A 21,985-nucleotide genomic window follows, 5' to 3' on the forward strand; every position below is an offset into this window, starting at 1 on the left:
CAGCTTGCCCAATGTAAACGGGCTGAACTGGCATTCACTCGTTGGGGTGACGTTTGGGATGTTCGGGCCGGTAGGGTGCTTGATCGTGAGTCAGTTCGTGACTGGCGGGGGCGGGGACCTGGACCCGGTGGTGCAGGCCGTCGGACAGGCGTCGGGCTCGGAGCTGGGCTTGCTCGGAACGCTGGTCCAGGGGCAAGTGGTCGATGTCTGGTTTCGACCGCCAGGGCAGAAGTCGATCGAAGAGCGGCTTCGGGATCCGGGCTACGGTGCTTCTCCGGAATGAATAGGCGAACAGTGGAATCCGGAGGCGCTCGTCCTCGCCTTGCCGCGCGTGGGCTGACGTGATCCGTGCATGTTGGCCGACGGCGTGCACGCGCGCAGAGAATGGGCCTTCCCTGTAGCTACCGAGCTACCAGCCGACGGAAGCCCGCTGGATCTTCACCGGATGCGCCGGAGCGCCGTCCAAAGGCCCGTTCGGGTCGGTCGGGATGATCCCGTCCGCCACCATGTGGTCCAGCGCCTCCATGCCCCTCACCACACGGCCCAGCACCGAGTAGTTCGCCGGGATGTTCGCGAACGAGTGCACGATGAAGAACTCCGACCCGTTGGTCCCCGGCCCCTGGTTCCCCATGGCGACGGTCCCACGCGGGTAAGTCTCCGCACCGGAAACCTCATCCGGGAACTTGTACCCCGGCCCGCCCTTCTCGACCTCGTAGATGTCCCCGCACTGCAGGACCCCGAGCCGGGAAGAGTTCGAAAGCCGCCAGCACTGGGACCGGTCGTAGAACCGCTGCAGGATGAGCGAAACCATGTTGTGGACCGCGCAGGGCGCCGCCCCGGCGCGGTTGAGCCGCACCGTCACCGGGCCGTAGTTGAAGCGGAACGTCACGTCGACCGTCCCGCGCGTCAACGCGAACGGCAGCGGACGCACCACGGGCCGGGCAGCCGGGTTGTCCGGCGTCGGCGTGAAGGAGCAGCTGACCACCGGTGCGGACGCGGCCGAAGCCGAAGCCGGCGCCATCAGCAGCGCACCCAGAACACCGACGAGAGCCAGACCCCAGCGCAGCTTCATGCCGGGGACGTTAGCGAATGACGAACTACTTGCGCCAGGCCGTGCGCTGCTTGCGGATGTCGAGCACCAGCAGCAGGACCAGGAACAGCGCCAGGCCGACGAGCCACACGTTCTCGGTGTTGTTCTCGTGGTTGCCCTTGATCATCACCAGCAGGATGATCGCGCTGACCCAGCCGGCGATGCGGGTGGCCTTCGGGAACGAACCGTGCCAGCCCCAGGCCGCGGACGGCTCGTCGCGGGGGTCGACCTCGGGCCGCTTCTCGACCGCCTTGCCTGCCACGATGAACTCCTCAAGACCCATGAACCACGTACCCGCCGATGATCCCACACCTCCGGGTGCGCCGCGGAGACGCCCCGCGTGGGGATGGCCACTCGTGAGAGCCTCGGAGCGGGCCCGCACAGCGGACCGGCTCGCGCGCCGGCGACAACCCCGGCGCAAGGGGAACCTCCGGGTGCGCCGCGGAGACGCCCCGCGCGACAATGACCCGCGATGACTACCTCGCGAAGCGTTCTCGTGCTCGGCTCCACCGGGTCCATCGGCGTGCAGGCCCTGGACGTCGCCGCGCGCAACCCGCACCTCTTCCGGGTGGCCGGGATCGCGGCCGGCGGTGCCGATCCGGCCGCGCTCGCCGCGCAAGCGCTCGCCCACGGGGTCGAAGCCGTCGCCGTGACCAAGGCCACGGCCGCCGAAGACGTGCAGCTCGCGCTCTACGCCGAAGCGCAGAAGCGCGGCTACGACCAGGGTGACTTCAAGCTCCCGCGGCTCTTCGCGGGCTCGGACGCCGTCACCGAGCTCGTCGACGCCGTCCCGGTCGACACCGTCCTCAACGCCCTGCCCGGCTCCCGGGGCCTCGAGCCGACGCTGCGGGCGCTCGCCACCGGCGCCACCCTCGCGCTCGCGAACAAGGAGTCGCTCATCGCCGGTGGGCCGCTCGTGCTCGCCGCCGCGAAGCCGGGGCAGCTGGTGCCCGTCGACTCCGAGCACTCCGCCATCGCGCAGGCCCTGCGAGCCGGAAACAAGAACGAGGTCGCCCGGCTCGTGCTCACCGCCTCCGGCGGTCCCTTCCGCGGCCGCAAGCGCGCCGAACTGGCCGATGTCACCGTCGAGCAGGCGATGGCGCACCCGACCTGGTCGATGGGCCCGCTGATCACCATCAACTCGGCCACGCTGGTCAACAAGGGCCTGGAGCTGATCGAGGCGGCGCTGCTGTTCGACATCGCGCCGGACAAGATCGACGTCACCGTGCACCCGCAGTCGATCGTGCACTCGATGGTGACCTTCACCGACGGCTCGACGATCGCCCAGGCCAGCCCGCCCGACATGCGGCTGCCGATCGCGCTCGCGCTGCATTGGCCCGACCGGGTCCCCGACGCCGCCCCCGCCTGCACCTGGGACAAGGCCGCGACCTGGACTTTCGAGCCGCTGGACGACGACGCCTTCCCGGCCGTCGAGCTGGCCCGCCACTGCGGCACCGTGGGCGGCTGCCTGCCCGCCGTCTACAACGCGGCGAACGAGGAGCTGGTCGCTGCTTTTCTCGCGCAGAACACCCGCTTCACGTCGATAGTGGACACTGTTTCCGAGGTGGTGGGAGCCGCCGACGAGTGGCGTCGCGAACCGCGCGACGTCGACGACGTTCTCGCCGCCGAGCGCTGGGCTCGCGCGCGGGCCGGTTCGATCATCGAGGGGAAGTAGCGGGTGTCCTACATCATCGGTGTGGTGCTCTTCGCACTGGGGATCTGCGTCTCCGTCGCACTGCACGAGGCCGGCCACATGGTCACCGCGAAGGCCTTCGGCATGAAGGTCCGCCGGTACTTCGTGGGCTTCGGGCCCACGGTCTTCTCCTGGCGCCGCGGGGAGACCGAGTACGGCCTGAAGTGGATCCCGCTCGGCGGCTTCTGCGACATCGCCGGCATGACCGCGCTCGACGAGGTGACGCCGGACGAGGCGCCGCGCGCGATGTGGCGGTTCAAGACCTGGAAGCGCACGGTCGTGATGAGCGCCGGGTCGGTCACGCACTTCATCCTCGGCTTCGTCGTGCTCTACCTGATGGCCGTCACGATGGGGCTGCCGAACCTGGCCCCCGCCACGACCGAGCCGGTGCTGGCCGCGACCTCCTGCGCCCGCTCGACCACCACCGAGGCCGAGGCCGAGGCCCAGGACATCTCCTGCCCGCCGGGCGCGCTGACGCCGGCGAAGACGGCCGGCCTGCAGGTCGGCGACAAGGTCCTGTCCGTCGGCGGCAAGCCGGTCGCGACCTGGGACGCGATGCTCGCCGCCGTGCAGGCCACCAGCGGCCCGACGGCCTTCCAGGTGCTGCGCGACGGCAAGACGCTGAACCTCACCGTCGACGTCCCGAAGGTCAAGCGCTGGACCAGCGCCGGCGTCAAGGAAGTCGGCATGATCGGCGCGTCGGCGCAGCCGCCCGCGCTGACCACGCAGTACGGCCCGGTCGCCGCGGTCGGTGCCACGTTCAGCTTCACCGGCACGATGTTCTCCGAGACGGCCCAGCGGCTCGTCGAGTTCCCCGAGCGCATCCCCGCCGTCGTCACCGCGATCTTCGGCGGCGAGCGCGACCCGAACACCCCCGTCAGCGTCGTCGGCGCGAGCCGGATCGGCGGCGAGGCCGTCGAGCGGGGCATCTGGGTGCTGTTCTTCTTCCTGCTGGCCAGCCTGAACTTCTTCATCGGCGTGTTCAACCTCCTGCCGCTGCTGCCGCTCGACGGCGGGCACATCGCGGTGGTCTGGTACGAGCGCGTCCGCGACTGGATCCGCGCCCGGCGGGGCAAGGCGGCCGGCGGGCCCGTCGACTACACGAAGCTGTCCGGGATCACGATGGTGCTGGTGCTCATCGGCGGCGCGGTGACCCTACTCACGGTGACGGCGGACATCGTCAACCCGATTCGTCTGCAGTAGTGCCCCGCCTCGGAGGGGTTCCGGCCCCTCCCGGGCGGGTCATACAGGGCGTAATGCTGCTCACCGTGACGGTTGACATGGTGAAGGTGGCCCGGTCGGGGTAGGTACGCTGGAGGCCGTGACCGTCGCACTCGGTATGCCCGCCCTGCCCCCGCCCGTCCTCTCCGAGCGCCGCAAGACCCGCCAGCTCCAGGTGGGCTCGGTCGGCGTCGGCAGCGACCACCCGATCTCCGTGCAGTCGATGACGACGACACTCACCTCCGACGTCAACGCGACCCTGCAGCAGATCGCCGAGCTGACCGCCGCGGGCTGCGACATCGTCCGCGTCGCCTGCCCGTCGGCCGACGACGCCGAGGCGCTGCCCGCGATCGCGAAGAAGTCGCAGATCCCGGTGATCGCCGACATCCACTTCCAGCCGAAGTACGTCTTCGCCGCGATCGAGGCCGGCTGCGCCGCGGTCCGCGTGAACCCGGGCAACATCCGGAAGTTCGACGACCAGGTCAAGGAGATCGCGCAGGCCGCGAAGGACCACGGCACGCCGATCCGGATCGGCGTCAACGCCGGCTCGCTCGACAAGCGGATCATGGACAAGTACGGCAAGGCGACGCCGGAAGCGCTGGCCGAGTCGGCGCTGTGGGAGGCGTCCCTGTTCGCCGAGCACGACTTCCACGACATCAAGATCTCGGTGAAGCACAACGACCCGGTGGTCATGGTGCGCGCGTACGAGCTCCTCGCGGAGCAGTGCGACTACCCGCTGCACCTCGGCGTCACCGAGGCGGGCCCGGCGTTCCAGGGCACGATCAAGTCGGCCGTCGCGTTCGGCGCGCTGCTGCGCCAGGGCATCGGCGACACGATCCGCGTGTCGCTGTCCGCGCCGCCGGTCGAAGAGGTCAAGGTCGGCATCCAGATCCTGCAGTCGCTGAACCTCAAGCAGCGCAAGCTGGAGATCGTGTCGTGCCCGTCCTGCGGGCGCGCGCAGGTGGACGTCTACACGCTCGCCGAGCAGGTCACGGCCGGGCTCGAGGGCATGGAGATCCCGCTGCGCGTGGCGGTCATGGGTTGCGTCGTGAACGGCCCGGGCGAAGCCCGCGAGGCCGACCTGGGTGTGGCTTCGGGCAACGGCAAGGGCCAGATCTTCGTGAAGGGCGAGGTCATCAAGACCGTGCCCGAGCACGCGATCGTCGAGACCCTCATCGAAGAGGCCATGCGCATCGCCGAAGAGGCCGGGGAGTCCCTCGGCGAGGGCGAGCCGGTGGTCACCGCTGGCTGAGCTACTGACGGACGACGCTCTCGAGGCCTCGTCCGTCGTGGCCAACGTCGCGATGAACCGCGAGCGGCGGCTGGCCGGCCGCGACGGCTACTCGCGGGTCCTCGGGTTCGACATCCTGGGCCTGCCGCCGGGCGCGCGCTGGCTCGACCTGTGCTGCGGCAGCGGACGTGCGCTCCTCGACGCGGCCGCGGCCCGGCCGGACCTGGACATCACCGGCGTCGACCTGGTCGGGTACTTCGCGGCGGCCGGGCCCGTGCGGTTCGAAACTGCGTCGATCACGGCGTGGGAGCCCGACGGCGCCTTCGACCTCATCACCTGTGTGCACGGGCTGCACTACGTCGGCGACAAGCTCGGCGCGCTGCGCCGGGCGGCGTCGTGGCTGAGCGACGGCGGGGTGTTCGTGGCGAACTTCGACGTCGCCGGCGTCCGGCTGCCGGGCGGCGCGCGCCGGGTCCTCCCGGCGTTGCGTGAGGCGGGTTTCGCCTACGCCCCACGGGCGCGGCGGATCCGGTGCACCGGCCGGTTCGACGGCGCACTGCCGTTCCGCTACCTCGGCGCCGACGACCGGGCCGGCCCCAACTACACGGGCCAGCCGGCGGTCCACTCGTACTACGAGTCAGCCCTGTAGGTGGTGCTGGGCGGCGTCGCGGATCTGCAGGCGGACGTTCTCCAGCGCGGCGGCGACCTCGTCGATCTGCTGCGACGCCAGCTGGATCGAGCCCTGGATCGCGGTCGCGGTCGAGGTTTCGCCGAGCAGGCCGAGCACCTGCGCCTGCAGGTCTTCGAGGTCGCTCTTGGTGGCGAGCGCGATGCCGGTGGGCACCTGGTCGGCGAGCAGCTCCAGCTGCTGCGCCTGCTCCTGGATCGTCATCGGTGGTTCCTTCCGCGGGGGGACGCATCCTCCGTGTTAGCAGAACCGGAACTGTCGGTGGTGACGTTTACGCTGGTATTCGTGAGCGTGACCTGGGCTGTCCACCAGCCGCACCCCGTGGTGCGGCCCCTGGTCACGCGCTATGTCGGGTACGCGCAGGACGACGTCACGCTGCCGGTCCACCGCGGCCTGCCGTCCCGGCATGTGACGCTGGTCATCAGCCTGGCCGGTCCGGTCCGGATGGCCGGGCACAGCCTGCAGGCGCTCGTCGGCGGGCTGCACACGCGCGCGGTGCTGATCCGGCAGGACCGCCGCCAGGAAGGGCTGCAGCTGGAGCTCGACCCGCTGGGCGTGCGGACGCTGTTCGGCGTCACAGCGGCGGAGCTCGGCGGCGAGGTGCACGACCTGGCTGAGTTCGGCCTCGGCTCACTGCCAAACCGGCTGCGGGAGCTGCCGACCTGGCACGAGCGGTTCGCGCTGCTCGACGACGTGCTGGCCGCCCGGGCGGTCGAGCCGGTGGCACCACCGCCCGAGCTGGGGGAGGCCTGGCGCCGGATGCGGGGCGCCGACGGGCAGGTCCGCGTCACGGAGCTGGCCGGCGAGGTCGGCTGGAGCCGCCGTCACCTGGGGGAGCGGTTCCGGGCGGAGCTGGGCCTGGCACCGAAGCAGGCGGCGCGGGTGCTGCGGTTCGAGCGGGCCGGGCGGCTGCTGCGGCAGGGTCACGCGGACCTGGCCGCGCTGGCCGTCGAATGCGGGTACTACGACCAGGCGCACCTGACCAACGAGTGGCGGGCGCTGGCCGGGTGCACGCCGGGCACGTGGATCGCCGAGGAGCTCCCGTTCCTCCAAGACGAGGAGGTGGCGGCGGGGCAAGACTCGCGGGCATGACTCCTGAACCGAACGTCTGGCCCGCCCTGCGCTACGACGACGCCCCGGCGGCCGTCCGTTTCCTCGTCGACGTCCTGGGCTTCACCGAAGCACTGGTGGTGCCCGAAGGCGACTTGATCGCGCACGCGGAGCTGCGCTGGCCCGAGGGCGGCGCGGTGATGCTGGGCAGCGTCCGCCCGCCGGACGGGATCCACGACGCGATGAAGCCCGGCACCGGCGCGGTGTACGTGGTGTCGGACAAGGTCGACGAGATCCACGCGCGGGCGAAGGAGGCGGGCGCGGAGATCACGGCCGAACCGACCGACACGGAGTACGGCTCGCACACCTTCAGCCTCCGCGACCCGGAGGGCAACGCCTGGACGATCGGCACCTACCGCGGCGCACCCTGACCCGCCCGGAGGTCATGAACGAGCCATTCATGACCTCCCCGGCCGGCGGCGAAGCGGGAGCCGGCTACTGCACCGGCCGCTCGAACGTCACCAGCAGCCCGTCGACCCCGCCGGGCCCGACGCGGCCCTTCACCTCCGCCGAGGTGATCGCCTTCAGCTGCCACCCGTCGACGGCGTGGTCGTTGAGCAGTTTCTCGAGCTTGCCGCCCGACATCTTGCCGCCGATCATCTTCTCCCGGACCTCGACGACCTTGTACGTATACCGCTGCATACGGCCCATTCTCCTCGCGAACCACGACACGGGCCGTTCATCCCAGCGTGTCGACGACCTCGCGTTCCGTTTACCGGCGGAATCTGGCACCCTGGACTCCGTGTTGCGGCTTGCAGGTGCACGGCTGCTCGATGATCGGGACTATCCGGCGGTCCGTGCCGCGCTCGCCGCCGACCCGGTGGGCAGCTGCATGGTCAGCGCCCGGGTCGAGGCTGCCGGTCTCGACCCGTGGCGGCTCGGTGGTGAGCTCTGGGCCGCCGACAGCCGTCCGGTCCGCGCCGGTCGGCTGCAAGGCCTGTGCTTTTCCGGGCCCAACCTCATCCCGCTCCGCGGCAACGCCCCCGCCCTGCGCTCCTTCGCCGATCGGGCGCTGCGGAGACAGCGGACCTGCTCGTCGCTCGTCGGCCCGGCCGAGCAGGTCCTCGGCCTGTGGGACGAGCTCCAGGACGAGTGGGGCCCGGCCCGCGAGGTCCGCGACGACCAGCCGCTGATGGCTCTCGACGCGACGCCGCTGGTCGCGGCCGACCCGCTGGTCCGCCCCGTCCGGCCGGACGAGCTCGAGCGGTACCTGCCCGCGGCCGTCGCGATGTTCATCGAGGAGGTGGGTGTCGACCCGCGCAGCGGCGACGGCGGCGCCAGCTACCGCGCCCGCGTCACCGAGCTGATCGGCGCCGGGCGCGCGTTCGCCCGGTTCGAGAACGGCGAAGTCGTGTTCAAGGCCGAGATCGGCGCGATGTCGGCGACCGTCGGGCAGATCCAGGGCGTCTGGGTGCACCCGGACCGCCGCGGCGACGGCCTCGGCACCGCCGGTACCGCCGCCGTGGTCAACCGGCTCGTGCGCGGGCTCGGCCGCACCGCCAGCCTCTACGTCAACGCCTTCAACACCCCCGCCCTCGCGGCCTACCGGAAGATCGGCTTCCAGCAGGTCGGCCAGTACGCGACGGTGCTGTTCTAGCCACTCTTCCGTGGCGGCGTTTCGAGGCCGTGACACCCCCGCTGACCAGGCATCATCCCGCCATGAGTGCACGTCGACACCGTGCCCTCGCGGTGCTGCTGCTCGTCGCCGCGACCACGGCCGGGTGCTCGGGTGACGATCCCGAGGACGCCCTCTCCGCCTTCCTCGACGCCCTCGCGTCCGGGGACGTCGCCGCCGCGGCCGCGAACACCGACTCGCCGGCCGCGGCCACGAGCGTGCTGTCCCAGATCCGCGGCGTGCTCGAGCCCGAGTCCCTCGACGTCGACGACGAAGAGGTCAAGGAGCCGAACGGCGACACCGTTACCGCCGGCTACCAGCTCACCTGGCACCTGCCGCAGGGCCGCACGTGGTCCTACCGCGCCGACGCCCTGCTGCGCGCCGCCGAGAACGGCTGGCAGGTGCACTGGCAGCCGACGGTCGTGCACCCGCAGCTGGCCGTCGGCCAGACCCTCGGCCTGCTGCCGCAGCTGCCCGAGATCGCGCCGGTCCTCGACCGCGACGGCGTGCCGCTGATGCGCCCGCAGACCGTGGTCGGGGTGGCCGTCGACCCGCAGAAGACGGGCAACGCGAGCGCGGTGGCCGGCTCGCTCGCGAAGGCGCTGCACCGCTACGAGCCGTCGGTCACCGGCCGGTCGGTGCTGGAGGGGATGAGCAAGACCAAGCCCGGCGACGCCTACCCGGTGATCAGCCTGCGTGCCGGCGACTACCAGCGGGTCAAGCCGGTGATCTACGATCTGCCCGGCGTCCGGTTCGTCAGCCAGGAGCGGCTGCTGCCGGTCACCCGCGGGTCCGGGCAGCAGGTCCTGCCCGGCATCCGCGCGCTGGTCGAGCAGCAGCTGGCGGGGGCGGCGGGCTGGCGGATCGTCACCAGGGGCGTCACCGGCGGCGAGGTCTCCGAACTGAAGGCCGAGCCGCCGCGCCCGTCGCCGGCGGTCACCAGCACGCTCAGCGCGCGGATCCAGGCCGCCGCCGAGAAGGCCCTGGACACCGAGCCGTACCCGGCCGCACTGGTGGCGATCCAGCCCTCGAGCGGGGACATCCTCGCGGTGGCGCAGAACCGGGCCGCCGACGACGAAGGCTCGCTGGCCCTGGCCGGCCGCTTCCCGCCGGGCTCGACGTTCAAGATCGTGACGGCGGCGGCCGCGCTGTCGGCGGGCGACGTCGACGCCGGCAGCCCGGTCGACTGCCCCGGCACCACGACGATCGAGAACCGCGTCGTCCCGAACGAAGGCCGGTTCGACCTCGGCCGCGTCCCGTTGACGACGGCGTTCGCGCGCTCGTGCAACACGACCTTCGCCCGGCTCGCCGCCGGGCTGCCGTCCTCGGCGCTCACCGACGCCGCCCGCTCGTTCGGGATCGGCGCGGACTTCGTCGTCCCGGGCCTGACCACGGTGACCGGGGCCGTCCCGGCCAGCGACTCGGCCGTCCAGCGCGCCGAGAACGGCTTCGGCCAGGGCACGGTGGTGACCAGCCCGTTCGGCCTGGCGCTGGCCGCGGCCACGGTGCAGGCGGGGAAGGTGCCGACGCCGTCGATCGTCAAGGGCCTGCCCGCGACCACGCAGAACGTCGGCGACCCGCCGTCCGACGAGGTCCTGAGTGCGCTGCGCGGGATGATGCGCGAGGTCGTCACCGCGGGCACCGCGACCGGGCTGCGGGACATCCCCGACGTCGCGGGCAAGACCGGCACCGCCCAGTTCGGCGACGGCTCCCGCTCGCACGGCTGGTTCGTCGGCTACCGCGGTGACCTGGCGTTCGCCGTGCTGCTGACCGAGGCCGGGTCGTCCAAACCGGCGGTGCAGGCCGCCCACCGGTTCCTGGCGGGGGTCGGCTGAGCGGGCCGTCGTAAAGTGGGGGCATGTCCGTTCGTGCCCCGCTGGTTCCCGGCGTCCAGACGCCGCGCCGTGACGTCCCCACTTCCATCGCCCGTCCCGAGTACGTGGACAAGCCGGCGCCGAAGCGGGACACCGGCAGCGGCGTGCGCACGCCCGAGGTGATCGAGGCGATGCGGACCGCGAGCCGCATCGCGGCGCAGGCGCTGGAGGAGGGCGGCAAGGCCGTCAAGCCGGGCGCCACCACCGACGACATCGACAAGGTGGTGCACGAGTTCCTGCTCGACCACCACGCCTACCCCTCGACGCTGGGCTACCGCCGGTTCCCGAAGTCGTGCTGCACCTCGCTCAACGAGGTCATCTGCCACGGCATCCCGGACTCGACGATGATCGAGGACGGCGACATCTGCAACATCGACGTGACGGCCTACATCGGCGGCGTCCACGGCGACACGAACGCGACGTTCCTGGCCGGCGACGTCTCCGAGGAGGCGCGCCTGCTGGTGGAGCGCACCCGCGAGGCGACGCTGCGGGCGATCAAGGCGGTCCGGCCGGGCCGGCAGCTCAACGTGATCGGCCGGGTCATCGAGGCCTACGCCAAGCGCTTCGGCTACGGCGTGGTCCGCGACTTCACCGGCCACGGCGTCGGCCCGGCGTTCCACACGCCCCCGACGGTCCTGCACTACGAAGAGCCCTCCGTCGACACGGTGATCGAGGAGGGCATGACCTTCACGATCGAGCCGATGATCACCCTGGGCACCATCGACTACGACATCTGGGCCGACGACTGGACCGTCACCACGAAGGACAAGAAGTGGACGGCCCAGTTCGAGCACACCCTCGTGGTGACGGCCGACGGCAGCGAGATCCTCACGCTGCCCTGAGTCAGTGGCTGGTCGCCTTCTTGTAGCAGCGCACCGAAAGCGGCACGAAGACCACCAGCAGCACCACGATCCACAGCACCGACGCCAGCACCGCGTGCTGCATCGGCCAGACGTCGTGCACCGGCATCGCCGCGCTCGTGTTGCCGAACAGCTCCCGGGCCGCCTGGGTGATCGCCGAGACCGGGTTCCAGTCCGCGATCACCCGCAGCGGCGTGGGCAGCCGCGCGCTGTCGACGAACGTGTTGGCCAGGAACGTGAGCGGGAAGATCGCCACGCTCGCGACGTTGTTGAACACCTCGGGCTTGCGCACGGCCAGGCCGAGCGTCCCCATCACCCACGACAGCGCGTAGGCGAAGGCCAGCAGCAGGAGCACGCCGCCCAGCACCTCGAACACGCCGGTGTGGACGCGCCAGCCGACCAGCAGGCCGACGATGCCCATGATGAGCAGGCTCGTCACGTTGAGGATGAGGTCGGCGGTGGTCCGCCCGATCAGCACCGCGGCGGGTGACATCGGCAGCGAGCGGAAGCGGTCGATGATGCCCTTCTGCAGGTCGTCGGTCAGCCCGTAGCCGGTGACGATGCTGCCCATCGCCACCGCGAGCGTGAAGATCCCCGGCAGCATGAACTCACGGTAGGAGATCCCGGGGATGTCGATCACGCTGCCGAACACGTACCCGAACAGCAGCACGAACATCACCGGCATGAACACGATCGACCCGAGCAGGTCCATCGACCGGAGGATCTTGATCGAGTTGCGCTTGGCGACGGTCACCCCGTCGGTGACGGCCATCTGCACCGCGTTCATCACACGGCCTCCTTCGCGGTTTCGGCGGTGTCGGCCACGTCGTGGCCGGTGAGAGTGAGAAAAACGTCGTCCAGGGTGGGGCGGCGGACGCCGACGTCGCGGACTTCGACGCCGTCGACCGCGAGCAGCGCCAGCGCTTCGGTAAGCGCTTTCGCGCCGTGGGTCACGGGCACGGTGAGCCGGAATCCTTCGGCCTGCGGCTCCCCGCTGGCGAGCCGGGCCAGCGCTCGCTGCGCGACGGCGACGTCGTCGTGCGTGCCGACGGTCAGCTCGATCCGCTCGCCGCCGACGAGGTCCTTGAGCTCGTCGGCGGTGCCGCGGGCGATCACGCGCCCGTGGTCGACGACGGCGATGCTGTCGGCCAGCCGGTCGGCTTCTTCGAGGTACTGGGTGGTCAGCAGCAGCGTGGTGCCGCCGGCGACCAGCTCGGTGATGACGTCCCAGAGCTCGGTGCGGGCCCGCGGGTCGAGCCCGGTCGTGGGCTCGTCGAGGAACAGCACCGGCGGGTTCGCGACCAGCGCGCCGGCCAGGTCGAGCCGCCGGCGCATGCCGCCGGAGTAGCCCTTGACCGGGCGGTCGGCGGCGTCGCCCAGGCTGAACCGGGCCAGCAGTTCGCGGCCGCGCGCCTTGGCCCGCTTGGTGCCCAGGTGGTAGAGCCTGCCGACCATCTCGAGGTTTTCGGCCCCGGTCAGCTCGAGGTCGACGGCGGCGTACTGCCCCGACGCGCCGATGTGCGAACGCAGCTCGTGCGCGTCCTTCACGACGTCGAACCCGGCGACCGTCGCGTGGCCCGCGTCCGGCTGCTGCAGGGTCGTGAGGATCTGGACGGTGGTGGTCTTCCCGGCGCCGTTCGGCCCGAGCACGCCGAGCACCGTGCCTTCCGGTACCGCCAACGACATCTCGTCGAGTGCGGTGACCTTCCCGTATTTCTTGACCAGTCCCTCGGCCACGATGGCGTCCGACATGGATTTCCCCTTTGTGTGTGGAGTTTCAGGCGCGGCGGATGACGATGTCGCCGGTGTAGGTGTGGGCCTTGACCTCGACGGTCTCGGTGTTGCCGGTGGGGCCGTCGGTGGCGCTGAGCGTGTTGCGCACGGAGCCGGTCAGGGAGTTGAGCTCGAGCCACGCGGCGCTGCCTTCGCGGATGCCGACCTCGATCTCGCCGACGGCGGTTTCGAGCACGACCCGGTCGCGCATGACCTCGCCGATCCGGATGTCGCCGGACGCGGTCTTGGCGTGCACGCCCGCGTGGGCGACGTCGACGAGGATGTCGCCGTTGGCGACGCTGACGCGCAGGTCACCGGTCACCTCGCCGACGCGGGTCTCGCCGTTGGAGTTCTTCAGCACGGCGGTGCCGTCGATCTCGCGGATCCGCAGCTCGCCGGAGCCGGTGCCGAACTCGGCGTGCCCGGTGGCGCGGGCGACGGTGACGTCGCCGGTGGCGGTGCTCGCCTCGACGGCCGCGGCTTCGTCGAGGTCGATGTCGCCGACGGAGGTCTTGAACCGGCTGTTCCCGATGCGGCCGCCGACGCGGAAGTCACCCATCGCGGCGGTGCCCTGGATGCGCGAGCCGGCCGGCAGCTCGACCGTGATGTGCAGGGCACCGGCCTTGCCCCAGAGCTTGGTGACGTACTTCGGGCCCTTGACCAGCAGCTCGCCGTGGGCGAACTCGACGCGGGTCCGGGCCGCGGCCTTGACGTCCTCGTTGTCGCCCGGGTCGGCTGGGGTGACCTCGACGGTGGTCTCCGCGCGCTCCCCGGCGACGATCCGGACGTCCGCGACGCTCACGTCGATCGTGGCCGTGATCGGCTCGGGAGTGGGGAAAACAGGCATGGCTGCGCCCTCCTGGGGTGCTCGGGTGGCGTCTCCGCAGGTCGGAGACGTGCAGGAAAAGAGAGGGGGAGTTACTGAACCCAGCCGGTGTACTTCTCGCCGAAGGCCGAGCGGCGCTGGGACGACTGGGACTTGCCGGGGCCGAGCGCGCTGTTCGCGGCCCGGACGAGCCAGGCGTTGATGGAGACCCGGTCCCGGCCGGCGGCTTCTTCGACGCGCTGCTTGAGCTGCTCGGGCAGGCGCAGGTTGATCCGCGCGACCGCGCCGTCGTCGGGCTCGGGCGGAGGCGGCGCTTCGGCGGGCGCCGGTTCGGGTGTGGTGGGCAAGGAAACGGCGAACTCGGCCTCACGGCGGCGAAGGCGTACTTCGACGGAGCCGGGCGCGAGGTCGCGGGTGATCTCGTCGGCCGCGGCCGAAAGCGCGTCGAGCAGGGTGAGCCGGATCGCCGATTCGAGCGGCGCGGTGAGCCGCTCGGCGAGGGCGACGGCTTCCTCGCCCGCCGCTTCGGCGGCGACCGCGAGCTCCCGGCGGAGTTCGTCCACGAAGGGCGTCAGGTCCATGGCACTACTGTGGCACCGCCGTGGCACCACGACAACCCTGAATTGGCACCCTTAAGGGTCGAAAGTGGTGCCACAGGTGACAAAGCCGCAGTTCAGGAGCGTTCGACGCGCTCCAGGAGCTCGTCCAGGAACCCGCAGGCCTCGGCGGCGGCCCGGTCGGGATCACGCTCGGCGATCGCCTCGGCCAGGCCTTCGTGGCCGATCTCCGGCACGTGGTCCACGCCCGGCGTGATGCTCGACGTCGCCGCGACGCTCGCCGTGATCACCTCGGTCAGCCCGCGGTGCAGCTCGGTGAGCAGGCCGTTGTGCCCGGCGCGCACCACCGCCGTGTGGAACTCGGCATCGGTGTGCGCGAAGTCCTCCCAGCGTCGCTCGCGCAGCTCCGTCTCGCGGCGGGCCAGCAGCGACCACAGCTCCGCGACCTCCTCCTCGGTGCGCGACAACGCGGCGAGCCGGGCGCCTTCGGCTTCGAGGGTGCGCCGGACCTGCAGGACCTCGCGCAGCTCCGAGCCGCAGAGCCGGCGGATCGCGCCGGACACCTCGCTGGTGGCGCGCACGTAGGTGCCGTCGCCCTGGCGGACTTCGAGCAGGCCCGTGTGCGCCAGCGCGCGTACGGCCTCGCGGATGGTGTTGCGTCCGACGCCAAGCTGTTCGCCGAGCTCGACCTCGGTGGGGATGCGTTCGCCGAGGGGCCATTCGCCCTGCGTGACCGCGGCCCGCAGCTGCTCGATGACCTGGTCGACCAGGCCGGTCCGCCGGGTGGTGGCCAGTGGCACAGGAATTATCCCTTCATCCAATCATCCTACGTATGCGATAGTAGCGGTCATGCGCGTCGAACACCGTGAATCCGCCCTGGAACCCGAGCTGGACGGCGCCGTGGAGATCCGGACGCCCGGCGTGGTCACCGCCGGCGCACTGCTCGCGGTCGCGGTGGTGCTCACCGCCCTCAACCTCCGCCCGGCCATCACCGGGGTCGGGCCCATGCTCGCCGAAATGCGCGCCGACCTGGGGACCTCCGTGGTCTGGGCGGGCGTGCTCACGACGTTGCCGACGCTCTGCTTCGCCGGCGCCGGGCTGGCCGCGCCGCTGCTGGCCCGCCGGGCCGGGGTCGGCGCCGCCATCGCGATCGCGCTCTCCGCGCTCGCGGCCGGGCTCGTGCTGCGCGTGCTCGACGGCCCGGCCGTGGTGCTCGGCGGGACGCTCGTCGCGACCGCCGGGATCGCCCTGATCAACGTGCTCATCCCGGTGGTCATCAAGGACTCCTTCCCGGCCCGCATCGGCGTCATGACCGGCGTCTACACCGCGGCCCTGCAGGGCGGCGGCGCCCTCGGGTCGGCGGTGACCCCGCAGCTCGGCGACGCGTTCGGCGGCTGGCGCCCGGCTCTGGGCGCCTGGGCCGTGGTGGCCGTCGTCGCGCTGCTGGCGTGGATTCTCGCAGCCCGCGGCACCGGCCGGGCACCGCGTCACGCCGACGCCGCCGACGCCGGCCGCTCGCTGCTGCGCAACCGGCTCGCCTGGATCGTCACGATCTTCTTCGGCCTGCAGGCCTTCTACGCCTACGCCGCGATGGGCTGGTTCCCGCAGGTGCTGATGGACGCCGGGGTGCCGCGCGACCAGGCCGGCCTGCTGTTCGGCCTGGTCTCGCTGATCGCCGTGCCGATCAGCCTGGTCGTCGCGCCGATGGCCGCCCGCCAGCGCGGCCAAGGCTTGTGGATCATCACCCTCGGCGTGTTCGGCTTCGCCGGGACGACCGGGCTGATGCTCGCGCCGTCGTGGTCGCCGCTGGTGTGGAGCCTGCTGGTCGGGCTCGGGATGAGCGTCTTCTCCCTCGCCCTGACGGTGATCGCGCTGCGGGCCCGGACCGGTGCCGACACCGCCCGGCTGTCCGGCATGGCGCAGGGCTTCGGCTACCTCTTCGCCGCGCTCGGGCCGTTCCTGTTCGGCCTGCTGCACGACGTCGCGGGTGGCTGGCAGGTTCCCCTGGCGATGCTCCTGGGCCTGCTGCTCGTCCAGATGGTGTTCGGCGCGCTCGCCGGCCGCCGGCGGTTCGTCTGATTCTTAACAGTTAACGGGCGTTCGTCCGGTCCGCGCCGCTTAAGATCACCGGATGGCCGTGCCGTCGCCGGACCTCGGGACGTTGCTGCGCGTGGGCCCGTTCGACGCGGCCCTGCGCGCGGCGATCCGTGTCCGCGGCCTGAGCCTCGATCGCCTGCGCGAACACCTGCACGCCCGCGGCGTCTCGGTCACGACGGCGACGCTGAGCTACTGGCAGTCCGGGCGCAGCCGGCCGCAGCGGCGGGACTCGGTGCGCGGCGTGCGACAGCTCGAAGTCGTCCTCGACGTGCCGCCGGGTTCGCTCGTCGCGCTGCTCGGCTCGGCGCGGCCGCGGCGGTCCACTGCCGCCGAGATCGGCCGGTTCTGGCCGGACGGCGGGCGCATCGACGCCGCGGTGTCCGATGTGGACACCCGATGGGACGAGCGGCTGACGCGGATCAGCCAGCACGACGTCGTCACGGTCGGGCCGGACCGGGAAGAGCTGGAATTCCATTCGCGGCAGGTGCTGCGGGCCGAAGCGGACGGCCCGGACCGGTGGGTGGTCATCCTGCACCTCGACGAGCACGACCGGCCGCTGCCCGAGGTGCGGTCGCTGCGGGGCTGCCGGGCCGGGCGCAGCGTGCACAAACCGGAAGACGGCCTCCTCGTCGTCGAACTGCTCTTCGGCCGGCCGCTCGTGCGCGGCGAAACGGTGATCACCGAGCACACGCTCGTGAACCGCGCGCCGCACCCGCTGGCCACGAACTACGAACGGAAGTTCCGGCTCCCGGTCCGCGAATACGTGGTCGAAATCCGGTTCGACCCGGCCGCCGTTCCCGCGGTGTGCCGCCGGTTCGCCGAGCACGACGGACGGCCGGGTGAATACACCGACGTCATCCCGGACTCCGGTGCGGTGCACGGCGTCGCGCTCAACTTCGGGCCCGGCCGGTACGGCTTCGAATGGGAATGGCCCGCCAGTTAACTGTTAAGGCCGTGCGGATCTTCAATTCGGTGTTTCCCGCGATCTACCGTTTGCGCATTCCACTCCCCGAGTCGAGGAGAAAAGCATGCGCAGGATCGTTTCCGTCGCGAGCGTGGCCGCGCTGGCCGCGCTCGGACTGGGCTTGGCGCCCGCCGAAGCGGCCACGCCGTCCCATCCCCAGGCCGAGGTCGACGGCGTGGCCGCGGCCTTCGGGCTGACCGCGGACCAGGCGCGAGCCCAGCTCACCGCCCAGGACGACGCGCACCGGCTGGCCGCGGCCCTGCCCGTCTCGGTGCGCGAACAGTCGGCTGGGCAGTGGTTCGACGCGGCCACGGGCAAGCTGACCGTCGCCGTCACCACGCAGGCCGCCGCCGGCCAGGCCCGCGCCGCCGGGGCCGCGGCTCAGGTGGTCGCTCGCGGTCAGGCCGACCTGGACCGCACCGACGCGGCCGTCCGCGCCCTGGTCGGGAAGGGCGTGCCCGGCGTCTACGGCTGGGGTGTCGACGTCCGCGGCAACGACGTCGGCGTGAACGTCGACCGGACGAAGAAGACCGCGGAAACCGACAGTTTCCTTTCCCGCGTCAGGGATCTCGGCGTCCGGATCACCGAGACGACGACGTCGCCGCGGCAGCAGTCGGGCACGATCCAGACCGGCAACCCGTGGTGGCCGGGCAGCGAGAGCAACTGTTCGGTCGGCTTCCCGGTGACGGATTCCGGTGGTGCCAAGCACTTCCTGACGGCGGGGCACTGCACGAACGACCGCGACCAGGCCGCGTACGGCGCTTCGGGTCAGCAGAACAAGCTCGGCACGTCGAACGTCGGCGGCACGCACAGCGTCAACGCCCGCGAAGGCGACATGGGCGTCGTCGCGGTGACGGAAGCGGGCTGGAACCTGTCGGCGTCGGTCAACACCTGGGGTCAGCCGGCGGTCACGCTGACCGGTGCGGCCGAGGCGATGGTCGGCGACCGCGTCTGCCACTCCGGCAACACTTCGCACTGGCAGTGCGGCGAGGTCAAGTACACGCACAAGTCCGTCGACTACGGCGGCGGCCTGGTCATCGACGACCTGACCTGGACGACGGCGTGCTCCCTCGGCGGCGACTCGGGCGGCGGCTGGCTGCTCGGCGACAAGGCCACCGGCCTGCACGACGGCGGCCCGTCGCAGTGCGTCGACAACCCGAGTGACGGCGACATGTCCCTGTTCCAGCCGGTCGTCGAGGCGCTGAACAAGTGGCAGCTCACCCTCGTCACGAGCGGCGGCACGGGGGACACGACGGCGCCGAGCGCGCCCGGCAACCCGCGTTCCACCGGCACGACGTCGAACAGCGTCTCGCTCGCGTGGGACGCCTCGACGGACAACGTCGGCGTCACCGGTTACGACGTCTACAACGGCTCCGCGCTCGCCACGAGCGTCGCGGGGACCAGCGCCACGGTCGGCGGCCTGAACCCGGACACGGCCTACACCTTCACGGTCAAGGCTCGTGATGCGGCCGGGAACGCGTCGCCGGCGAGCGCGGCGGTGTCCGCGCGCACCCAGGCGGGCGGCGGCGGCCGGACCTTGACCAACGACACCGACTACGCGATCCGTGACTACCAGCAGGTGTTCAGCCCGGTCACCTCGACGCTCACCGGCAGCGCGGCCGCCACGATCGGCATCTCGCTGACCATCCGGCACACGTGCGCCGAAGACCTCGGCGTCACGCTGCTCGACCCGAAGGGCAAGGCGTACGCGCTCAAGTACAGCGGCGGCAGCACCTGCACGCCGTGGAGCGGCGCGCGGACGTTCAGCGTCCCGGCCGTCGCCTCGCCCGCGTCCGGCAAGTGGCAGCTGCGCGTGACCGACTACGGGCCCGGCGACACCGGCACCCTCGACACCTGGTCGATCACCCTCTGAAAGTCATGAGGGGCACCTTCATGGACTTAAACGCCATGAAGGTGCCCCTCATGGAACGACTCAGTCCAGGGGCAGGTTGAGCAGGGCGTTCTCGATCAGCTCCGGCATCGCCGGGTGGATCCAGTACTGCCCGCGCGCCATCGAGTGCGCGTCGAGGCCGAAGCTCATCGCCTGGATCAGCGGCTGGATGACGCTCGACGCCTGCGGCCCGATGATGTGCGCGCCGAGCAGCTTGCCGGTCGCCGGGTCGGCCAGGAGCTTCGCGAAGCCCGTCGTGTCCTCCATCGCCCAGCCGTACGCGATCCCGGCGTAGTCCTGCTTCGAGGTCACGTAGGAGACGCCCTTGTCGCGCGCCTTCTGCTCGGTGAGCCCGACCGACGCGACCTGCGGGTGGGTGAACACGGCGTGCGGCACGAACCGGTGGTCGGCGGTGATCCGCTCGTCCGGGTGCAGCAGGTTGTGCTGCACCACGCGGGCTTCGTGGTTCGCGACGTGCTTCAGCTCGTGCGGCGAGGAAAGGTCGCCGAGCGCGTAGATGCCTTCGACCGCGGTCTCCTGGTAGTCGTCCACGACGACGTGCCCACTGTCCATTGTGGTCACTCCGGTGGCGGCGACGTCGAGGAGGTCGGAGTTCGGCTTCCGGCCGGTGGCGATCAGCAGCAGGTCGGCCTCGACCGTCTCGGCGCCCTGCGGGCCTTCGAGGTCGAGCGCGACGCCGTTGCCGGTCTTGCGCGCGCGGACGGTCTTGCGCTCCAGGCGGACGTCGAAGCGTTCCGAAGCCAGCTCGGTGAAGCGCGCGCTGACGTCCTCGTCCTCCGAGCGCAGCAGCCGCGCCGAGCGGTTGACGAGCGTGACCTGCACGCCGAAGGACGCGAAGACGTGCGCGAACTCGGCCGCGATGTACCCGCCGCCGAGGATGACGATCCGCTCGGGCAGCTCGTCGAGCCGCATCACCGTGTCGGAGGTGTGGTAGTCGACTGTGTCCAGACCGGCGATGTCCGGGATGACCGGGCGCCCGCCGGCGGCGAGCACGAACTTGTCGGCGGTCAGCACCTCGTCGGGGCGGCCGTCGGGGAAGCTGACGCGCAGTTCCTTGTGCCCGGTGAAGCGGCCGGTGCCCTCGTAGACATCGACGTTCGCGTTGTCCTCGTGGCTGCGGCGGTATTCCGCGCCGCCGGCGGCGATGGGGTCGATGCGGCCGAAGATGCGGTCGCGGATGTCGCGCCAGCGGACGCCCTTCAGCTCTTCGTCGACTCCGTACTTCGCGCTGTGCGAAGGCGTGTACGCGACGTCGGCGGCGTAGACGAACATCTTCGTCGGGATGCAGCCGACGTTCAGGCAGGTGCCACCGAAGGTGCCCTTCTCCACGATCGCCGTCTTCTTGCCGGCGAAACCGGGCCCGAGGATGGAGTTCCCCGATCCCGTCCCGACGATCACCAGGTCGTAGTGGGGCACTGCATCCTCCGCGGGGTCGGTTCCGGTCGATTCACCCTAGCCAACCGCCTGCGAAGAGCGGGTGTTCCCGCCTGTGCTCAACGTCGTATTACGTGCTCAGTGGCCGTTGCCGGTGAAGTGCATCCGGTCCTTCGGGCTGGTCCACGCGCCGCCCCAGCTCCAGCCGATCGCGGCGAACGCGCGCACGGTCGCGTCGCCCGCCAGGACCATGCCCGGCCGGCGGTTCGACCGGTCGAGGTAGGCCGAAGCCAGCTCGGGCAGCACGAGCTTGCCCTGGGTGTAGGGGTTGCAGAACGGGTTGACGTCCACCGCGAGCCCGTACGCGTGCGCCGACCAGGACGTCTGCCCGCGCGCCGGGCGGCAGACGAACGCGCTGGTGCTGTTGCCGTCGCCGGTCGGCGGCGCGGTCAGCTCGGCCGGGCCGGTCACTCGCATCTCTTCCAGGGGGAAGCCCGCGGCGAAGAGCTGCCCGAAGACCTGGGTGATCCCGGCGGCGCCCTTCGCGTTGACCAGCATTTCGCCGGTGTGCGCGCGGCCGTCGAAGCCCCGGAAGGACATCGTCAGGTAGCGCAGGTCGGCGGCCTTGACCGGGCAGGCGGGCTGCCAGGTGCTGCGGGCGAGGACGTCTGCGGGCACCGCGCTGACGGTCGCGTGGTACCGGCCGTCGGCCGGTGGCGGGAGGACGTCTTTTGTCGGAAGTGCCCGGTTCACCAGTTCGGGTGGCGTCGGCTCGATCTCTCCGAAGCCGCCGGGGCCGACGGGGAGGGGGTGGGCACCCACCTGCCAGGTGACGGTGGGCGCGCTCGACGTCGCCGGCGGCGCCGACGTCACCGGGGCGGGGGGTTTGGCCACCGCGGTCGGGGCGGGCGTCGCGGCCACCGGACGCGGGGCCGGCGGGACTTCCGACGTGCAGGCGCCCAGCGTGAGGGCCAGAGCCGTCCCGCACACCGCCGTCGCCGTCCGTCGCATTCCTCCAGCCTGACAGAAGCGTTCGGTGAGCGCGGAGTCCACCCGTTTCAGTGACACCGTTTCGGGCCCACTCCGATTAGGGTATTCAG

General features: G+C 71.4%; 24 protein-coding genes. 13 read left to right on the forward strand and 11 right to left on the reverse strand.

Translation table 11 applies throughout. The features are described 5' to 3' along the window. The first annotated feature begins 85 nt into the window (after positions 1-85). Complete coding sequence (locus tag QQ657_RS34410; RefSeq protein WP_284746479.1) at positions 86-283, forward strand: hypothetical protein; 198 nt, start codon at positions 86-88, stop codon at positions 281-283. A 126-nt stretch (positions 284-409) separates the two neighbouring features. Here the strand turns inward: QQ657_RS34410 and QQ657_RS34415 are convergent, their stop codons facing one another. Both QQ657_RS34415 and QQ657_RS34420 read right to left on the reverse strand, forming a co-directional pair. Beyond that, positions 410-1,072 (reverse strand): peptidylprolyl isomerase, encoded by a 663-nt coding sequence (locus QQ657_RS34415; protein WP_284746480.1) that lies wholly within the window; start codon positions 1,070-1,072, stop codon positions 410-412. Between the two features lie 25 nt (positions 1,073-1,097). Next, the gene (locus QQ657_RS34420; RefSeq protein WP_284746481.1) at positions 1,098-1,352 is read right to left on the reverse strand and encodes a DUF2631 domain-containing protein; all 255 of its coding nucleotides are present in this window, start codon (positions 1,350-1,352) and stop codon (positions 1,098-1,100) included. A 210-nt stretch (positions 1,353-1,562) separates the two neighbouring features. On the opposite strand from QQ657_RS34420, the gene dxr reads away from it, so the two are divergent. From dxr to QQ657_RS34440, 4 genes are all read left to right on the forward strand, one after another. Then, the gene (dxr, locus tag QQ657_RS34425; protein ID WP_284746482.1) at positions 1,563-2,765 is read left to right on the forward strand and encodes a 1-deoxy-D-xylulose-5-phosphate reductoisomerase; all 1,203 of its coding nucleotides are present in this window, start codon (positions 1,563-1,565) and stop codon (positions 2,763-2,765) included. A 3-nt stretch (positions 2,766-2,768) separates the two neighbouring features. Further along, positions 2,769-3,986, forward strand: a complete 1,218-nt coding sequence (locus QQ657_RS34430; protein ID WP_284746483.1) for a M50 family metallopeptidase — start codon at positions 2,769-2,771, stop codon at positions 3,984-3,986. A gap of 118 nt (positions 3,987-4,104) precedes the next feature. Then, entirely contained in the window at positions 4,105-5,256 is a 1,152-nt protein-coding gene (gene ispG / locus QQ657_RS34435; protein ID WP_284746484.1) for a flavodoxin-dependent (E)-4-hydroxy-3-methylbut-2-enyl-diphosphate synthase, read from the forward strand. Between the two features lie 37 nt (positions 5,257-5,293). Beyond that, positions 5,294-5,884 (forward strand): class I SAM-dependent methyltransferase, encoded by a 591-nt coding sequence (locus QQ657_RS34440; protein WP_284746485.1) that lies wholly within the window; start codon positions 5,294-5,296, stop codon positions 5,882-5,884. On the opposite strand, the gene QQ657_RS34445 is transcribed toward QQ657_RS34440, so the two are convergent. Beyond that, a complete protein-coding gene (locus QQ657_RS34445; RefSeq protein ID WP_155545387.1) occupies positions 5,873-6,127 on the reverse strand; it encodes a hypothetical protein in 255 nt (84 codons plus the stop codon). The genes QQ657_RS34440 and QQ657_RS34445 overlap by 12 nt on opposite strands. Before the next feature lie 81 nt (positions 6,128-6,208). Between QQ657_RS34445 and QQ657_RS34450 the strand changes: the two genes are divergently transcribed. Together QQ657_RS34450 and QQ657_RS34455 are read left to right on the forward strand one after the other, a co-directional pair. Then, on the forward strand, positions 6,209-7,015 hold the full coding sequence (locus QQ657_RS34450) for a helix-turn-helix domain-containing protein (protein ID WP_284746486.1): 807 nt from the start codon (positions 6,209-6,211) through the stop codon (positions 7,013-7,015). Further along, on the forward strand, positions 7,012-7,404 hold the full coding sequence (locus QQ657_RS34455) for a VOC family protein (RefSeq protein WP_284746487.1): 393 nt from the start codon (positions 7,012-7,014) through the stop codon (positions 7,402-7,404). Before QQ657_RS34450 ends, QQ657_RS34455 begins: the two co-directional genes overlap by 4 nt. Before the next feature lie 64 nt (positions 7,405-7,468). On the opposite strand, the gene QQ657_RS34460 is transcribed toward QQ657_RS34455, so the two are convergent. After that, entirely contained in the window at positions 7,469-7,675 is a 207-nt protein-coding gene (locus QQ657_RS34460) for a DUF4177 domain-containing protein (RefSeq protein WP_284746488.1), read from the reverse strand. Between the two features lie 100 nt (positions 7,676-7,775). Between QQ657_RS34460 and QQ657_RS34465 the strand changes: the two genes are divergently transcribed. The 3 genes from QQ657_RS34465 (at position 7,776) to map (ending at position 11,364) form a co-directional block, all read left to right on the forward strand. Then, positions 7,776-8,630, forward strand: a complete 855-nt coding sequence (locus QQ657_RS34465; RefSeq protein WP_284746489.1) for a GNAT family N-acetyltransferase — start codon at positions 7,776-7,778, stop codon at positions 8,628-8,630. A 62-nt stretch (positions 8,631-8,692) separates the two neighbouring features. Beyond that, a complete protein-coding gene (locus QQ657_RS34470; protein ID WP_284746490.1) occupies positions 8,693-10,483 on the forward strand; it encodes a penicillin-binding transpeptidase domain-containing protein in 1,791 nt (596 codons plus the stop codon). 23 nt (positions 10,484-10,506) lie between these two features. Further along, the gene (gene map, locus QQ657_RS34475) at positions 10,507-11,364 is read left to right on the forward strand and encodes a type I methionyl aminopeptidase (protein WP_284746491.1); all 858 of its coding nucleotides are present in this window, start codon (positions 10,507-10,509) and stop codon (positions 11,362-11,364) included. Between the two features lies 1 nt (position 11,365). Here map and QQ657_RS34480 read toward each other — a convergent pair whose 3' ends face one another. The 5 genes from QQ657_RS34480 to QQ657_RS34500 all read right to left on the reverse strand — a co-directional run bounded on the left by QQ657_RS34480 (position 11,366) and on the right by QQ657_RS34500 (position 15,338). Then, on the reverse strand, positions 11,366-12,169 hold the full coding sequence (locus tag QQ657_RS34480; RefSeq protein ID WP_284746492.1) for an ABC transporter permease: 804 nt from the start codon (positions 12,167-12,169) through the stop codon (positions 11,366-11,368). Beyond that, positions 12,169-13,134, reverse strand: coding sequence for an ATP-binding cassette domain-containing protein (locus tag QQ657_RS34485; RefSeq protein WP_284746493.1), 966 nt, complete (start codon positions 13,132-13,134; stop codon positions 12,169-12,171). The genes QQ657_RS34480 and QQ657_RS34485 overlap by 1 nt, the downstream gene beginning before the upstream one ends. Positions 13,135-13,159: 25 nt before the next feature. Continuing rightward, positions 13,160-14,002, reverse strand: coding sequence for a DUF4097 family beta strand repeat-containing protein (locus QQ657_RS34490; RefSeq protein ID WP_284746494.1), 843 nt, complete (start codon positions 14,000-14,002; stop codon positions 13,160-13,162). A gap of 71 nt (positions 14,003-14,073) precedes the next feature. Beyond that, a complete protein-coding gene (locus QQ657_RS34495) occupies positions 14,074-14,562 on the reverse strand; it encodes a toxin-antitoxin system HicB family antitoxin (RefSeq protein WP_284746495.1) in 489 nt (162 codons plus the stop codon). Between the two features lie 92 nt (positions 14,563-14,654). After that, entirely contained in the window at positions 14,655-15,338 is a 684-nt protein-coding gene (locus QQ657_RS34500; protein WP_284746496.1) for a FadR/GntR family transcriptional regulator, read from the reverse strand. Positions 15,339-15,387: 49 nt separating this feature from the next. On the opposite strand from QQ657_RS34500, the gene QQ657_RS34505 reads away from it, so the two are divergent. The 3 genes from QQ657_RS34505 to QQ657_RS34515 all read left to right on the forward strand — a co-directional run bounded on the left by QQ657_RS34505 (position 15,388) and on the right by QQ657_RS34515 (position 19,472). Then, a complete protein-coding gene (locus QQ657_RS34505) occupies positions 15,388-16,617 on the forward strand; it encodes a CynX/NimT family MFS transporter (protein WP_284746497.1) in 1,230 nt (409 codons plus the stop codon). A gap of 52 nt (positions 16,618-16,669) precedes the next feature. Next, positions 16,670-17,578, forward strand: a complete 909-nt coding sequence (locus QQ657_RS34510; protein ID WP_284746498.1) for a helix-turn-helix domain-containing protein — start codon at positions 16,670-16,672, stop codon at positions 17,576-17,578. Between the two features lie 85 nt (positions 17,579-17,663). Next, on the forward strand, positions 17,664-19,472 hold the full coding sequence (locus tag QQ657_RS34515; RefSeq protein ID WP_284746499.1) for a proprotein convertase P-domain-containing protein: 1,809 nt from the start codon (positions 17,664-17,666) through the stop codon (positions 19,470-19,472). A gap of 60 nt (positions 19,473-19,532) precedes the next feature. On the opposite strand, the gene QQ657_RS34520 is transcribed toward QQ657_RS34515, so the two are convergent. Continuing rightward, positions 19,533-20,927, reverse strand: a complete 1,395-nt coding sequence (locus QQ657_RS34520) for a mycothione reductase (RefSeq protein WP_284746500.1) — start codon at positions 20,925-20,927, stop codon at positions 19,533-19,535. Positions 20,928-21,023: 96 nt separating this feature from the next. Further along, positions 21,024-21,896 carry a M15 family metallopeptidase gene (locus QQ657_RS34525; protein ID WP_284746501.1) on the reverse strand — a complete coding sequence of 291 codons (873 nt, stop codon included), beginning with the start codon at positions 21,894-21,896 and terminating at the stop codon, positions 21,024-21,026. Positions 21,897-21,985 lie beyond the last annotated feature (89 nt).

The organism is Amycolatopsis ponsaeliensis (genome assembly GCF_030182635.1).
GTDB classification, from domain to species: domain Bacteria; phylum Actinomycetota; class Actinomycetes; order Mycobacteriales; family Pseudonocardiaceae; genus Amycolatopsis; species Amycolatopsis ponsaeliensis.

Coding starts and splice junctions, on each gene's coding strand:
- QQ657_RS34415 (WP_284746480.1), bottom strand. CDS start 1,072: ATGAAGCTGCGCTGGGGTCTGGCTCTCGTCGGTGTTCTGGGTGCGCTG.
- dxr (WP_284746482.1), top strand. CDS start 1,563: ATGACTACCTCGCGAAGCGTTCTCGTGCTCGGCTCCACCGGGTCCATC.
- QQ657_RS34445 (WP_155545387.1), bottom strand. CDS start 6,127: ATGACGATCCAGGAGCAGGCGCAGCAGCTGGAGCTGCTCGCCGACCAG.
- QQ657_RS34455 (WP_284746487.1), top strand. CDS start 7,012: ATGACTCCTGAACCGAACGTCTGGCCCGCCCTGCGCTACGACGACGCC.
- QQ657_RS34460 (WP_284746488.1), bottom strand. CDS start 7,675: ATGCAGCGGTATACGTACAAGGTCGTCGAGGTCCGGGAGAAGATGATC.
- QQ657_RS34470 (WP_284746490.1), top strand. CDS start 8,693: ATGAGTGCACGTCGACACCGTGCCCTCGCGGTGCTGCTGCTCGTCGCC.
- map (WP_284746491.1), top strand. CDS start 10,507: ATGTCCGTTCGTGCCCCGCTGGTTCCCGGCGTCCAGACGCCGCGCCGT.
- QQ657_RS34480 (WP_284746492.1), bottom strand. CDS start 12,169: ATGAACGCGGTGCAGATGGCCGTCACCGACGGGGTGACCGTCGCCAAG.
- QQ657_RS34485 (WP_284746493.1), bottom strand. CDS start 13,134: ATGTCGGACGCCATCGTGGCCGAGGGACTGGTCAAGAAATACGGGAAG.
- QQ657_RS34490 (WP_284746494.1), bottom strand. CDS start 14,002: ATGCCTGTTTTCCCCACTCCCGAGCCGATCACGGCCACGATCGACGTG.
- QQ657_RS34495 (WP_284746495.1), bottom strand. CDS start 14,562: ATGGACCTGACGCCCTTCGTGGACGAACTCCGCCGGGAGCTCGCGGTC.
- QQ657_RS34505 (WP_284746497.1), top strand. CDS start 15,388: ATGCGCGTCGAACACCGTGAATCCGCCCTGGAACCCGAGCTGGACGGC.
- QQ657_RS34510 (WP_284746498.1), top strand. CDS start 16,670: ATGGCCGTGCCGTCGCCGGACCTCGGGACGTTGCTGCGCGTGGGCCCG.
- QQ657_RS34515 (WP_284746499.1), top strand. CDS start 17,664: ATGCGCAGGATCGTTTCCGTCGCGAGCGTGGCCGCGCTGGCCGCGCTC.
- QQ657_RS34525 (WP_284746501.1), bottom strand. CDS start 21,896: ATGCGACGGACGGCGACGGCGGTGTGCGGGACGGCTCTGGCCCTCACG.